This window comes from Maribacter cobaltidurans (assembly GCF_002269385.1).
Taxonomy (GTDB): domain Bacteria; phylum Bacteroidota; class Bacteroidia; order Flavobacteriales; family Flavobacteriaceae; genus Maribacter; species Maribacter cobaltidurans.
Window position 1 is genome coordinate 443,483 of record NZ_CP022957.1, and the last position, 11,274, is coordinate 454,756.

13 protein-coding genes are annotated in these 11,274 nt (G+C 38.6%); 8 read left to right on the forward strand and 5 right to left on the reverse strand.

Going from position 1 to position 11,274, the window contains the following annotated elements:
- Positions 1-83 precede the first annotated feature (83 nt).
- From CJ263_RS01905 to ruvX, 3 genes are all read right to left on the reverse strand, one after another.
- Positions 84-518, reverse strand: coding sequence for a DUF5606 family protein (locus tag CJ263_RS01905; protein WP_094995710.1), 435 nt, complete (start codon positions 516-518; stop codon positions 84-86).
- A 64-nt stretch (positions 519-582) separates the two neighbouring features.
- A complete protein-coding gene (gene def, locus CJ263_RS01910; RefSeq protein WP_094995711.1) occupies positions 583-1,173 on the reverse strand; it encodes a peptide deformylase in 591 nt (196 codons plus the stop codon).
- A complete protein-coding gene (gene ruvX, locus CJ263_RS01915) occupies positions 1,174-1,584 on the reverse strand; it encodes a Holliday junction resolvase RuvX (protein WP_094995712.1) in 411 nt (136 codons plus the stop codon).
- A 100-nt stretch (positions 1,585-1,684) separates the two neighbouring features.
- Here ruvX and CJ263_RS01920 point away from each other — a divergent pair, with 100 nt between their 5' ends.
- Positions 1,685-2,500, forward strand: a complete 816-nt coding sequence (locus CJ263_RS01920) for a 2,3,4,5-tetrahydropyridine-2,6-dicarboxylate N-succinyltransferase (RefSeq protein ID WP_094999063.1) — start codon at positions 1,685-1,687, stop codon at positions 2,498-2,500.
- 281 nt (positions 2,501-2,781) lie between these two features.
- On the forward strand, positions 2,782-3,576 hold the full coding sequence (locus CJ263_RS01925) for a glycosyltransferase family 2 protein (protein WP_094995713.1): 795 nt from the start codon (positions 2,782-2,784) through the stop codon (positions 3,574-3,576).
- Here the strand turns inward: CJ263_RS01925 and CJ263_RS01930 are convergent.
- Entirely contained in the window at positions 3,558-4,388 is an 831-nt protein-coding gene (locus CJ263_RS01930; RefSeq protein ID WP_094995714.1) for a glycosyltransferase family 2 protein, read from the reverse strand. The genes CJ263_RS01925 and CJ263_RS01930 overlap by 19 nt on opposite strands.
- 169 nt (positions 4,389-4,557) lie before the next feature.
- Between CJ263_RS01930 and CJ263_RS01935 the strand changes: the two genes are divergently transcribed.
- From CJ263_RS01935 to CJ263_RS01960, 6 genes are all read left to right on the forward strand, one after another.
- A complete protein-coding gene (locus tag CJ263_RS01935; RefSeq protein WP_229702348.1) occupies positions 4,558-5,313 on the forward strand; it encodes a hypothetical protein in 756 nt (251 codons plus the stop codon).
- Positions 5,314-5,317: 4 nt separating this feature from the next.
- Positions 5,318-5,878 (forward strand): L-threonylcarbamoyladenylate synthase, encoded by a 561-nt coding sequence (locus CJ263_RS01940; protein WP_094995716.1) that lies wholly within the window; start codon positions 5,318-5,320, stop codon positions 5,876-5,878.
- 16 nt (positions 5,879-5,894) lie between these two features.
- The gene (locus CJ263_RS01945; protein ID WP_094995717.1) at positions 5,895-7,313 is read left to right on the forward strand and encodes a CCA tRNA nucleotidyltransferase; all 1,419 of its coding nucleotides are present in this window, start codon (positions 5,895-5,897) and stop codon (positions 7,311-7,313) included.
- Positions 7,314-7,427: 114 nt separating this feature from the next.
- Positions 7,428-8,462 (forward strand): COX15/CtaA family protein, encoded by a 1,035-nt coding sequence (locus CJ263_RS01950; protein WP_094995718.1) that lies wholly within the window; start codon positions 7,428-7,430, stop codon positions 8,460-8,462.
- 26 nt (positions 8,463-8,488) lie between these two features.
- Entirely contained in the window at positions 8,489-8,986 is a 498-nt protein-coding gene (locus CJ263_RS01955; RefSeq protein ID WP_094995719.1) for an IS1096 element passenger TnpR family protein, read from the forward strand.
- Between the two features lie 74 nt (positions 8,987-9,060).
- Positions 9,061-10,119 carry a nucleoid-associated protein gene (locus CJ263_RS01960; protein ID WP_094995720.1) on the forward strand — a complete coding sequence of 353 codons (1,059 nt, stop codon included), beginning with the start codon at positions 9,061-9,063 and terminating at the stop codon, positions 10,117-10,119.
- 33 nt (positions 10,120-10,152) lie between these two features.
- Here CJ263_RS01960 and CJ263_RS01965 read toward each other — a convergent pair whose 3' ends face one another.
- Positions 10,153-11,232, reverse strand: a complete 1,080-nt coding sequence (locus CJ263_RS01965) for a hypothetical protein (RefSeq protein WP_094995721.1) — start codon at positions 11,230-11,232, stop codon at positions 10,153-10,155.
- Between the last annotated feature and the right edge of the window lie 42 nt (positions 11,233-11,274).

Consider the following 11,274-nt stretch of genomic DNA (forward strand, 5'->3'; position numbering starts at 1 on the left):
TAAATATACTGAATACAAAGCCCAATACATACGAAAAAGCCCCGATTTTACAATCAGGGCTTCTATAGTAACGAAACGCTAAACTACTTTTTCTCCTCGGTTTCCTTCTCTTCTTTTGGAGCCTCTTCCTTGGAGAAATCCGCCAAGTCCTTTTCGACCAAAATATTGTACCACTGTATTATTTTTTTGATGTCGCTTACGTAGACCCTGTCCTCATCATAATTGGGAAGCACTTCAAAGAAATACTCCTCCAATTTTATCTTTTCATCCTTATGGCCTACGGATGTTTTGCCGCCATTTTCCTTTTCCTGGATTTTCAAAAAGACCTCCCTTAAAGGTAATTCCTCGTCCAAGGTATAAATAGCAATTTCAGAAAGTACACTCACATTGCTACGTAACCCCACACTGATTTTTTTACCGTCCAGTAATGATTCTGCCACAAAGCCAGTCCTTGTTTGTGTTATTAGTTTGTACAAACCAGGTTTACCACCTACCGACAATATTTTCTCCAAAGCCATATGCAATAATTTTTGTTTTTTGAGTGGGCAAAGATGCCACTTTTCTAATAATTAATACACCTCTTTACCTTCCTTTTTTCTGATTGGGGAAACGCATCCTGTAGTCCACATTTATTTTCCCCTTGGATATATTGGCCAATCTCCCTTTTAACAAACGCTTTTTTAAGGATGACAATTTATCCGTGAAAAGAATGCCTTCAATATGGTCATACTCATGCTGAATAACCCTAGCTAGAAGTCCGTCATAGATTTCTACATGCTCCTTAAAGGTATCGTCTAGATAGTTAATTTTTATTCGCTCTTTTCTATTAACGTCCTCCCGAATATCCGGGATACTCAGGCAACCTTCATTAAAAAGCCATTCCTCACCACTTTCCTCTTCTATATGGGCATTGATAAAAACCTGCTTAAAACCATTCAGCTGCTTTTGCTCTTCCTTGGTTAAATCCTCATCATCCGAAAATGGGGTAGTATCCACAACAAAAAGTCGTATGGGCAAGCCTATTTGGGGAGCGGCCAAACCGACACCGCTAGCATTATACATGGTTTCCCACATGTTGGAGATGAGTTCCTTTAAGTTTGGATAATCCTTATCAATGTCCTCCCCTACTTTTCGTAAAACAGGATCTCCGTAGGCTATAATCGGTAATGTCATTTATATTCGCTTTAAATAATCTTGTAAAATTAGCGTCGCACTGATTTCATCGATCAGTTCCTTGTTCCTGCGCTGCTTTTTTTTCAACCCACCATCCAACATACTTTGAAAGGCCATTTTGGAAGTAAAACGTTCATCCTGTCTTACCACTTTCAAATTTGGAAAACTTACGGAAAGTTGTTTCAAAAATGGTGTAATATATACCTCAGACTCGGATGGTTGATTATTCATTTGTTTAGGCTCCCCAACCACCAATACATCGACTGATTCCTCCTCAAGATATTGAGTCAAAAAAGGAATAAGGTCGTTGGTAGGAACCGTAGTCAAGCCTGATGCTATAATTCGTAATTCATCAGTAACCGCAACACCGGTTCTCTTTTGGCCATAATCCAACGCAAGAATCCTTCCCAATTTTAATTTTTGGCAAAAATAAAGGATAATTTGTTATAAGTAGATGTACCGATGGCTAATTCCTAAGCTTCCGCTTATATTTGACAAAATTTTAATAATAATGACAGATTTACGAAATACCATAGAAAACGCTTGGGAAGAAAGAGAGCTATTAAAGGAATCACATACACAAAATGCCATTAGGGAAGTCATTGACCTTATAGATTCCGGTAAGTTGCGTTGTGCCGAGCCTACCGAAGCTGGCTGGCAAATCAATGAATGGGTTAAAAAGGCCGTAGTGCTTTATTTTCCCATTCAAAAAATGGAAACTTTGGAAGCGGGTATTTTCGAATATCATGATAAAATGCCCCTAAAAAGAGGTTATAAAGAAAAAGGAATACGAGTAGTTCCCAATGCAGTGGCCAGACACGGGGCCTATATTTCACCGGGCACTATTCTAATGCCAAGTTACGTGAATATTGGTGCATATGTAGACGAAGGAACCATGGTAGATACATGGGCCACGGTTGGAAGCTGTGCACAAATCGGTAAAAATGTCCACCTTAGTGGCGGAGTAGGAATTGGAGGTGTGTTGGAACCCTTGCAGGCAGCCCCAGTCATTATTGAGGATAATGCCTTTATTGGATCGAGATGTATTGTAGTTGAAGGCGTGCGGGTTGGCAAGGAAGCCGTTCTAGGTGCCAACGTAGTACTTACGGGATCTACCAAAATAATAGATGTTACTGGAGAAAAACCCGTGGAGAACAAGGGCTTTGTTCCACCTCGGTCCGTAGTGATTCCTGGCAGTTACACCAAAAAATTTGCCGCGGGAGAATATCAGGTTCCTTGTGCTTTGATCATTGGAAGACGTAAGGAAAGTACCAATAAAAAAACATCCCTAAACGACGCCCTTAGGGAATATGACGTAGCCGTTTAAGGCATTCCGGATCTGAATTTTGGAGGCTGAAATTTTCGAATTCATAATTTCGAAAATCTCGGCCTTTTCATTTGTCAGACCTTTAAAATTTGAAAAGATTTTTGATTGCTGTCGTTTAAATGCAAATCATTACGCAACCCAAAACATCTTTTTCCATCTCCTTTTAAAGAAAGGTCTAAGAAGCATTTTGTAAGAATTTTAGTATGAAATACAATTTTCACCTTTTTTTTTTGTTATACCTTTGTTAGCCCAGAGCTATCGACCCTACTTATTATGTAATTATGATGGATACTAGAGAAAAAATAACGGCCCTTATCATAACTTTCAATGAAATTGGATACATTGAAAAATGTTTGGATTCCGTTTCCTTTGCTGACGAAATCATTGTGGTAGACTCCTTTAGTACGGATGGTACTTATGAATATCTTTTAAATCATCCTAAGGTTAAGGTCATTCAAAACCCTTTTGAAAACTTTACGGCCCAAAAATCGTTTGCGCTTAAACAGGCAACCAATGACTGGGTGCTTTTTTTGGATGCAGATGAAGTGGTTCCTACAAGTTTAAAAGATGAAATTCTAAACACCGTTTCCGGGGAAGGTGATATTGTTGCCTATTGGTTTTACAGACAATTCATGTTCCAAGATGAGAAGTTAAAATTTAGCGGATGGCAAACGGATAAGAACTATCGTCTTTTCAGAAAAAGTAAAGCCAAATTTTCAGACAGAAGAATCGTCCACGAAACCTTGGACGTTGAAGGAACATCTGGTATACTGACAGAAAAGCTTATCCATTATTGCTATAAAAATTACGAGGACTACAAGTCCAAAATGCTAAATTATGGCAGATTAAAAGCCATTGAATGTTTTTACCGCGAGCGAAAATTCAATTATGCATCCATGTATTTGAAAACAGGATGGAAATTTTTTAATCATTACATCCTACGGCTTGGATTTTTGGATGGAAAAAAAGGTTTTATTATTTGCTATTTGAATGCTCTTGGCGTCTCGGAAAGGTTCAAGGAACTAAAACGTTTGGAACAAAAAAACGAATTGGCCTACTACTTGGTAATGCCATAAAAAGTCCAAACCCTCTTTTCCTTTTTTGTTTTTTTCCTTATTCCTACATTCTTTGCAATAGATTCAGGAGTCTTATAACCGCGCTTATGGTCAAGATGTACACATACCGCGCTATATCTCAATTGTTTGGATTTGATTCCGAAGTTGAAAAGACGTTCTCCCAACTCCCTATCCTGTCCGCCATACTGCATTCGCTCATCGAAGCCGTTTACATTCAATATATCATTCTTCCATCCGGAAGAATTATGCCCGTTCCAACTGGCATTGGTTGGCGTAACCCAATTCAAGACTTTTGAAATAATACCATGGGCGGTCAATTTATTATTTTTGAATGTCTTGGGTATGCCCTTTTCTTTAAGCCAGTTAATATCAAAACATCGTTGATGTTCAACATCCTCCAAACTTATCAATTTTGATATGTTCATCGGCAGCATATAATATCCTCCTGAAATAAAATAACCCGGTTCCTTATTAATATAATGTACATGGACAAAATCTTCTCTGGGAATGCAGTCGCCATCTGTCATAATAATATAATCCGTTTTACAAGCCACAACCGCCTTATTCAAGATTCTAGATTTTTGAAAACCATCGTCTTCCTGCCAAACATGTACAATAGGATAAAAAACCTCTTTGGACATTTCGTCCAACAATTCCTTCGTCGCAGGTTTGGAACCGTCATCTGCTATAACGACCTCAAAATTTTTAAAGGTCTGCTGATTGAAACCCCAAAGCACTTTTTTAAGCCATTCTTCGGCGTTGTAAGTACTTACTATTACACTAATTTTTAGGTCCTCTGATGTATCCGTCATAGTTTGACAAAAATATAAAAGTCTTCCTGTATCTTTGTTTTTTTATATTGCTATTGTTCATTCTTATATCAAATTCTTTTAAATCTTATATACGTTTAAAATGAAGGTAAAGGAATATCCTCAATCTATTTACCATACTATTAGGCTATTATTGAAATCCTCACACAAGATGAGGACTGATAATAAAACAGAAATACCAGTCATTGTTTCTTTTACATCAATTCCCTCCAGACTTCGCATTCTTCATATAGTAGTACGCAGTCTTTTAAATCAGAGTGTCCGTCCAGAAAAAATAATTCTTTGGTTACACCATGACCTTAAGGGCAGGTTACCTGAACAGCTTACAAAACTTTTAGGAAACCCTTTTGAAATTCAATACTCATCACAAACCTGCTCCCACAGAAAATTGGTCCTAACCCTGGAAAAATTTCCAAACAAAACTATTGTTACCTGCGACGATGATGTCATCTATCAACAAAAATGGTTGGAATTGCTATACAAAGACCATCAAAAATATCCTGATTGTATTTCTGCCAACCAAGTAAGGTACATTCAACATGACAACGCTGGAAATCTTTTACCGTATAAAAAATGGACACAAAACAAGGATGAACCATTTAACTCAAAAGCCATTTTACCAATAGGTGTTGGTGGTGTTCTATATCCCATTGATAGTCTTTCCGAACAAGTAACTGAGGAAGAACTATATCTAAAACTAACCCCTAGCGCGGATGATTTATGGTTCAAAGCTATGTCACTTCTTATGGGGACCAGATCAAAATTATCCGATTTCAGTCCACAAAAACCAATTCCCATAATAAATTCACAAAGGGAATCCCTTAAAAAAGAAAATGTTGACGAAGACAAAAACCGAACACAATGGTTGGCGGTTTCGGAGTACTTTAATTTAAATCTCAAAGAATAAAGCGATGATGGACGAAATAAACAAATCCATTGAAGTGCTTCAAAATGGAGGACTCATCCTTTACCCTACTGATTCCGTTTGGAGCATTGGCTGCGATGCGACCAATGAAGAAGCCATAAAAAAGGTATTTGCCTTAAAGGGGATAAAAGAAGCCAATTCCCTTTTATGCCTTGTTGCCAATGAGGCCATGTTAGAAAGGTATGTGGAACAGGTTCCAGATTTGGCGTATGATATTATGGACTTAGCGACCAAGCCTACCACAATTATTTACGATAAACCCAAAGGAATTGCACCAAACCTGGTTGCCAAAGACAATACCTTGGCCATTAGGGTGGCTTCCGATAAGTTCTGTCAATATCTCATTGGCAAGTATAAAAAACCCATTGTGGCCACATCGGCCAATCTTGCGGGCCAAAAGACACCTATCAATTTTAAAGAAATTGACGCGGCCATTTTATCAGGTGTCGACTATGTGGTAAATTTGGAGCCTGAAAATCAGAATGCAGTCCCATCTTCAATTATTAAACTGGGCATGGATGGACTTGTAAAAGTGATTAGGGAATAATGCCGATGAATACAGAATGGACTACAAAAAGGCACTGAGCCAACCAATTTTCAAAATTATTGGTCAGACAGCTGACGAACTCAATTTGGACACCTATGTCATAGGTGGATACGTTAGGGATTTCCTGTTGAAAAGGGGAACTGCCAAAGATATAGATATTGTTGCCGTAGGTAGTGGTATTGCATTAGCGACCAAATTGGCTTCTAAGCTTCCTGGAGAACCCAAAGTTTCGGTTTTTAAAAATTTTGGGACTGCCATGGTAAGAAACGCAGATCTGGAGCTTGAATTCGTTGGTGCAAGAAAGGAAAGTTACCATAGGGACAGTAGGAAACCTGTCGTAGAGGATGGTACTTTGGAGGAGGATCAAAAAAGAAGGGATTTCACCATCAATGCCTTGGCCATTTCACTGAACCAAAATAATTATGGAACGCTTTTAGACCCGTTTGCCGGATTGGAAGACTTGGAAAACAAGTTGATAAGAACTCCTCTGGATCCGGACATTACCTATTCCGATGACCCATTGAGAATGATGCGGGCCATACGGTTTGCCACACAATTAAATTTTAGGATTGAAGCTACATCTTTGGAAGCCATTACCCGAAACAAAGAACGGATCAAGATAATATCCAAGGAACGCATCGTAGAGGAATTAAACAAAATTATGCTCTGCCCAATACCATCAAAAGGCTTTTCCCTACTGCATAAAACAGGTCTCTTGGAGATTATCATGCCCGAATTGACGGCACTACAGGGAATCGAAGAAATAGAAGGGCAAAGACACAAGGATAACTTTTGGCATACTTTGGAGGTCGTAGATAATATTTCCATGGAAACCGATGACCTTTGGTTGCGTTGGGCAGCGCTGCTCCATGATATTGGAAAGGCTCCTACGAAACGCTTCAACAAAAAAATTGGCTGGACCTTCCATGGCCATGAATTCGTAGGCTCTAAAATGGTATACACCCTTTTTAAAAAGTTAAGAATGCCATTGAACGAAAAAATGAAAGTTGTACAAAAATTGGTATTACTAAGTTCCCGCCCCATTATTTTAGCCGAGGAACATGTAACGGATTCCGCAGTGCGAAGACTGGTTTTTGATGCAGGAGAGCATGTGGAGGACCTTATGACCTTATGCGAAGCGGATATCACCACCAAAAATCCCAAAAAGCAGCGAAAGTATAAGAACAATTTTAAATTGGTCCGTGAAAAAATTAAAGAAGTTGAGGAACGTGACCGCATACGAAACTTTCAACCTCCCGTTTCGGGAGAAGAAATTATGGAAACCTTTAACCTAAAACCCTCAAAGGAGATAGGGATTATAAAAGACGCCATTAAAGAAGCAATTTTGGAAGGGGAAATCCCAAATGAATATGAAGCTGCCAAAGAATTTATGATTAAAAAGGGGGTATCCATGGGATTGATCTTATCCAAATGAAATGGTGCAGAGGCTTAAAACTTGGTTTTTTTGAAGACCTTCACACAAGACAATAAACCGTCCATTTCGATATCTTTTTTCCAAAAGAGTGGTAATTTTGCCTAAACGAAAAAAATGAAAGCCTCTTTCAGAAAACTTGCCAAATTGACCCTTATATTGGTGTATTTGGTCATAGTCGCCGGTGCTGTTGTAAGGATGACAGGAAGTGGTATGGGGTGTCCTGACTGGCCAAAATGTTTTGGCTATTATATTCCTCCTACAGAAGATTCTGAACTACAATGGCAATCAGGGCAAGCTTACAAGAAAGGGCAGGTGATTATTTTGGAAGAAACCCTTCAAGTAGCCAAGGAAGATTTCACCTCCAATACAACTTTTGATTCCTCAAATTGGGAATTGTACACGAAACATAATTATGCCATTTTCAATCCATGGCATACTTGGATAGAGTATATCAATCGCCTTTTTGGGGCTTTGGCCGGCTTGGCAACTCTAATCTTGGCTTTTGGCGCCTTAAAATATTGGAAAAAGCAGAAACGGGTTACCATACTAGCTTGGTTAGTGGTGCTTGGTATGGGTTTTCAGGCCTGGCTTGGGGCCACCGTTGTCTATTCTGTTTTGGAACCTGTAAAAATTACATTGCACATGCTCATGGCCTTGTTGATTGTAGCCATGCTCCTTTACATAATCTATAAGGTCAATGATGAGGACAAAAGAATCTATTATGATAGGACTACACTTATTTTGGCCTCTTTTGCATTGATGCTGACACTTGTTCAAATAGGTCTCGGAACACAGGTAAGGCAATTCGTGGATCATCAAATTGAAATGATGGGGGATAGTTCCAAAAGACAATGGCTCAATGATCCTTCCATTATTTTTTACATACATCGCAGCTTTTCCATAATAGTGATACTGGTAAATGCATTCTTGGCATATAGGATTTTTAAATTGAATCTGGGACACGTAAAAATAGTTTGGATACTCTTCCTCGTTGTCATAGAGGCTTTCTCTGGAATGGCCATGTATTATTTGGACTTTCCCTTTGCCAGTCAACCACTGCATCTCGTGATAGCATCTATTTTATTCGGCGTTCAGTTCTATTTGGTTTTAGATGCCCTAAAGCCTAAAATAAGTCCCAATTCTTTGTAACTTTGCCTTCCCACAAAAATTAAGGAATGGTCTATAAAATTAGAATAATACTAGATGCTGAAGAAGATATCTTCAGGGATCTGGAAATTGAAGCCCATAATACTTTAGAGGAGTTTCATAACGCCATTACCCAGGCATTTGGCTTTTTGGGAAATGAAATGGCCTCTTTTTATACCTGTGACGAAAATTGGAAGCAGGATGAGGAAATTGCCTTGTTCGATATGAGCGAAAGCGGCTCTGACGTACGTCTCATGAATGAAACATTTTTGGAAGATGTGGTCACCGAGGACAGCCCAAAAATGATTTACGTTTATGACTTTTTGAACATGTGGACCTTCTTTGTGGAATTGGCGGATATTGTGAATAAAGAAGATGGACAGGCCTACCCTAATGTACTCTTTAGCTTCGGTGAACTTCCAGAGTCTCCACCAGAGAGAAAATTCGAATCTGAAAATAGTGCCTTTGATTTTGACGATACTTTTGAAAACTATGACGATTTGGACTTTGATGAAAACTGGAACTAAATAGTCGTTTCTTGAACTGAAAGATTTACACCCAAAAAAATTCCATAAACAGCCCATTTAACTATTAAAATATCATGGTCAACTTATATGCTACCCAAATCGAACATATTTCCATACATAGAGTAGGGAACAAAAATAAAGGTGAAGGTGTTTTTTTGTCCGCAGAACCTTTCGCCCTTAACGATGAGACTACAGGACTACTTAAGGAATACTTCTTTAAGCCTTTTAGGGAAAAAGAGGAAAACTATTTTAAATTGTCAAATGAGGTTGATGTGGAGTTTAACGAACTATACAAGTTGGCAAATGAATTGTTTTCTGATCCATCAAACTCACATATGGCCTCAAAGAAAATCGCTACCTTATTATTCGAACAGTCCAACCATCCCCACATTAAAAGTGGTGAGGTATATGTAACTTACCTGACTGGGGTACATTTGGACAATGAAAAGGTGGATGCCATTGGAATCTTCAAGAGTGAGCTGAAACATGATTTTCTTCAGTTCAAGGAAAATGAATCCAATTTGGATATCATTGTACAACAGGGTATAAATATCAATAAGTTGGACAAGGGCTGCCTTATTTTTAATGTGAATAAGGAAGATGGTTATAAGGTGCTGTCCGTGGACAGTAATAAATATGATACCAAATATTGGCTGGAAAATTTTCTAAGTGTTGTTCCATTATCGGATGACAATTTCAAAACAAAAAACTATCTGAAGTTCTGTCAAAACTTCGCCAAGGACGTGGTATTACCTGCCGAGGACAAGCAGCAGGAAGTCCTGTTCATGAATCGTGCAGTAAACCATTTCGCCAAGAACGATGCATTTGAAGAGACAAACTTTCTTAACGAGGTTATGGAAAACCCGGCTTTGATTCCTGAATTTAAACATTATAAGGTTGAAAAAGGACCCAAGTACAGCATTGAGGATGTTTCCAACTTTGACATTGCCAACAAGGCTGTTTCCGATGCCCGAAGAAAAATTAAAAACGTCATTAACTTGGACACCAACATCCAAATCAAACTGGACTTTATAAATCCAGAGTCGGCCGAAAAGTTCGTGGAAAAGGGGTGGGACGAGGAACGTCAAATGTATTATTACCTAGTGTATTTTAACAAGGAGCAGAAGAGTTAGTTTTTAGTTAAACTAACTACTGACCTCAGAAACCTAAATCTTAATATTCTGCTCAATGATCTGTTTCATACTTACATCCTCATAGTTCCTTCTAACAAAATTGAGGGCAAGGTCCAATACTTCGCCCATAGTCTCACATTTGGCAAAATTGGAGTCCGATGTCAAGGTCCCTATTTGTTCCTTTAACAAGGCTATATTTTCCTCCGTGGAAATAGTATCCTCTTTACAGATGGCCCTTAGTTTTTTAATGCGGTTTCCAGAGCTCAATATCCGCTTGGCTACCATGGATCTCTCCTCCAATTTATACTGGTCAACGGAATCCCTTAATAACTTTTTACGAACCATTTCCACCATCTGAAAATTCTCTTTAAAAAACTGGGGCCTATACACTTTTAATTTTCCTTCAAAACATTGTTGGTCAAAATCTATGGCACGAATTTTATAGACTACATGGTCAAAATCGTGGGTGGGCACGATTACGTAATTATAAGAGCGCATATCTCCCAAAAGCCGTATCATACAGCGTTCGTTGAATTTAACGAACTCCTTTGCCAATTGGGCCTTTTCAGGTTCGCTGCAAGTAGGCAACATGTTTTTTATAAACTCATCGCCCGGTATTCCGGCAATGTGTTCTTCGATTAGTGTATCCTTATAAACCAAAAAATTCAGGTTGTAGGGGGATAGCATATGTTCCAGCTCCAAACCATAAATTCTGGAAGCATCGGTACGTTTTATATAGAAATACGTAAAGTTGTCGTTTAGGATATTTCTAATCTTTATCCTGAAGGGTTTAGAGTTGCCAAAGGTGCAAAAGTCCACGGCATCTACGTTAAGGTATTGGTGGATATTATTGCTACCATCGGAATGCAAAATGGAATAAACTTTTTTTAAACTATCGTCTATCTCCTTGCGGTCAAACTCTGAATAGTATACCCTGATCCAAAGGGTATCTTCATCATTATTGTCGTATACCACTACCGAGCCGGAAAATCGGAGCAAATCATCATAGAAAATGGGAATTTCACTTTTTCGATTGTAATGTTTCAGGTAGCCGTCCAAGGCCTCACTTACGGGATAGGCAGGCTTTTTCTTTGACATCAATTTTTCTTCCATAGCGCTTCAATTCATTATTAAAGATACAACAATCGAAGCACT

Bases quoted from the DNA above. Each gene is read 5' to 3' on its own strand.
- CJ263_RS01905 (WP_094995710.1), bottom strand. From the start codon at position 518: ATGGCTTTGGAGAAAATATTGTCGGTAGGTGGTAAACCTGGTTTGTAC.
- def (WP_094995711.1), bottom strand. From the start codon at position 1,173: ATGACATTACCGATTATAGCCTACGGAGATCCTGTTTTACGAAAAGTA.
- CJ263_RS01920 (WP_094999063.1), top strand. From the start codon at position 1,685: ATGACAGATTTACGAAATACCATAGAAAACGCTTGGGAAGAAAGAGAG.
- CJ263_RS01925 (WP_094995713.1), top strand. From the start codon at position 2,782: ATGATGGATACTAGAGAAAAAATAACGGCCCTTATCATAACTTTCAAT.
- CJ263_RS01930 (WP_094995714.1), bottom strand. From the start codon at position 4,388: ATGACGGATACATCAGAGGACCTAAAAATTAGTGTAATAGTAAGTACT.
- CJ263_RS01935 (WP_229702348.1), top strand. From the start codon at position 4,558: ATGAGGACTGATAATAAAACAGAAATACCAGTCATTGTTTCTTTTACA.
- CJ263_RS01940 (WP_094995716.1), top strand. From the start codon at position 5,318: ATGATGGACGAAATAAACAAATCCATTGAAGTGCTTCAAAATGGAGGA.
- CJ263_RS01945 (WP_094995717.1), top strand. From the start codon at position 5,895: ATGGACTACAAAAAGGCACTGAGCCAACCAATTTTCAAAATTATTGGT.
- CJ263_RS01950 (WP_094995718.1), top strand. From the start codon at position 7,428: ATGAAAGCCTCTTTCAGAAAACTTGCCAAATTGACCCTTATATTGGTG.
- CJ263_RS01955 (WP_094995719.1), top strand. From the start codon at position 8,489: ATGGTCTATAAAATTAGAATAATACTAGATGCTGAAGAAGATATCTTC.
- CJ263_RS01960 (WP_094995720.1), top strand. From the start codon at position 9,061: ATGGTCAACTTATATGCTACCCAAATCGAACATATTTCCATACATAGA.
- CJ263_RS01965 (WP_094995721.1), bottom strand. From the start codon at position 11,232: ATGGAAGAAAAATTGATGTCAAAGAAAAAGCCTGCCTATCCCGTAAGT.